We start from the raw sequence: 1,193 nt of genomic DNA, 5'->3' as shown, positions 1-1,193 counted from the left end.
GTCAGGACGAAGCCGCTGAGGACGAAGAAGAACGACACGCCCATCCAGCCGGCCTTGCTGAACAGCCAGCGGAAGCCCTCTTCCCAGGCCTGGTCGGCGAAGGGGTTCATGGGCGGGTCGCTGAAGGTCGCGTGGAAGAAGAAGACCAGGGCGGCGGCGATGAACCGCAGGCCCGTCAGCGACGGCAGCTTGGCTCTGGACGGCCCGGGGGCGGTGCCCGGGGCGGCGGTCGGGGACGGCGGGGTCATGGGAGTCGGCCCTTTCAGGAGGCGTGGGTCAGGGGGCGCTGCGACGGGGCTTCGGCGGGGGCGGCCGGCTGCTTCCTCCGGGGCCGCGCCCAGCGCTGCATCAGGGGGCGCTCCACGCACACGAGCAGCAGCCGGCCGAGGACGAGGGAGGCGGCGAACTCGGCGGCGATGACGGCGATCCCGACGGGGACGGAGTACGTGCGGTGGTCCATCAGCGTGGTGCGGGTGAAGGACAGCACGATCTGCTGGACGAGGTAGAAGCCGAAGGAGGCCTCGCCGAGCCACTGCATGGTGCGGCTGCGCAGCACGGTCGGGGTGCCGTCGGCGTCGGCGCGGGCGACCGCGCAGATCAGCAGGGAGATCGGGACGATGTTGGTGAGGGTGAGGCCGTACAGGAACGGCACTTCGAGGGCGGCGGCGTAGCCGGCCACGCAGAGCAGGGCGGCGGGGAGGACCCGTACGCGGGGGAAGGCCCCGGCCAGGACGAGCCGGGCCAGCAGCATGCCGAGGACGAACTCGAACATGCGCATCGGGGGGAAGTTGTAGCCGAACCAGAACTGCCACACGGTCACGTCGGTGCCCGGGGCGGGCGGGCTCGCCGGGGCGAGGAAGTCGGTGGCGAGCTGGACGGCGGCCATGCAGCCGGCCATGGCGGCGGCCCAGCCCCACAGCGCCCGCTCCCCGATCCGCAGGACGGGACCGATCAGCAGGGGGAAGAGCAGGTAGAAGAGCAGCTCGCTGCAGAGCGACCAGGCGGGGGTGTTGAGGCCCATGTGGACGGCCGGGTCGGGGAACCACGACTGGATCAGGAAGAGGTTCGGCAGCCACACCTGCACGGGGACGGCCGTGCCGGCGAAGAGGACGATCGTGGCGGCCCAGGTGACGATGTGGTTGGGGAAGATCTTCAGCAGGCGGCGGCGCCAGAACCCGGTGACGGTGTCGCCG

2 protein-coding genes are annotated in these 1,193 nt (G+C 71.6%); both read right to left on the bottom strand.

Annotation, left to right across the window (positions count from 1 at the left end):
- Positions 1–248: acyltransferase family protein (locus IE170_RS32825; protein ID WP_229885066.1), on the bottom strand; the 248-nt coding region annotated here is incomplete at its 3' end.
- Between the two features lie 14 nt (positions 249–262).
- Positions 263–1,193: acyltransferase family protein (locus IE170_RS22280; RefSeq protein ID WP_229885065.1), on the bottom strand; the 931-nt coding region annotated here is incomplete at its 5' end.

It is taken from the genome of Streptomyces toxytricini (assembly GCF_014649915.1).
Lineage (GTDB): Bacteria > Actinomycetota > Actinomycetes > Streptomycetales > Streptomycetaceae > Streptomyces > Streptomyces toxytricini.
The sequence above is the reverse complement of the archived record's forward strand: the minus strand, read 5'-3'. Positions and strand labels throughout refer to the sequence as shown.